The sequence below is a fragment of the Mesorhizobium sp. M1A.F.Ca.IN.020.06.1.1 genome, assembly GCF_004023265.1.
Classification (GTDB): Bacteria; Pseudomonadota; Alphaproteobacteria; order Rhizobiales; family Rhizobiaceae; genus Mesorhizobium.
Genome location: NZ_RZSR01001860.1, coordinates 1 through 381 on the forward strand (window position 1 = coordinate 1; position 381 = coordinate 381).

At 66.9% G+C, this 381-nt stretch carries 1 pseudogene; it reads right to left on the bottom strand.

Annotated elements, in window-relative coordinates:
• A pseudogene (locus tag EOA60_RS38110) lies at positions 1–381 on the bottom strand (hypothetical protein); the annotation flags it as partial.

A 381-nucleotide genomic window follows, 5' to 3' on the forward strand; every position in this document is an offset into this window, starting at 1 on the left:
GCGCGGCATCGCGTAGCGCCTCCCGATATTCCGGCGACAGGCGCTGTTGGTTGCGGTTAGCCGTGTCGATGATGCGCGACGGCGTGGGGGCTTCGCCAAGCGTCTCGTCAAGGCCGGAGCGAATACGCCAGTTGGCATCGGCATCACGCGCCGTGATGGCATTGCGGACCGTGGCCTTGCCTTCGCCCGGCAGTGCCGCCAGTCCAGCAGCTTGGGAGCGAAGGTTTTCGCCGAGATCCATGATCATGCCGGACGGGCCAAGGCTCGCTAGCTGGTCCCGCGCGCCTTCGTCAAGCGCATCGCGGCTTGCCGCCTTCGAAAGCAGCGCTGCCGCCACCTTGTCGACGCCGAGTTCCTTAGCCGCCCCGCCAAGGTTCCAGC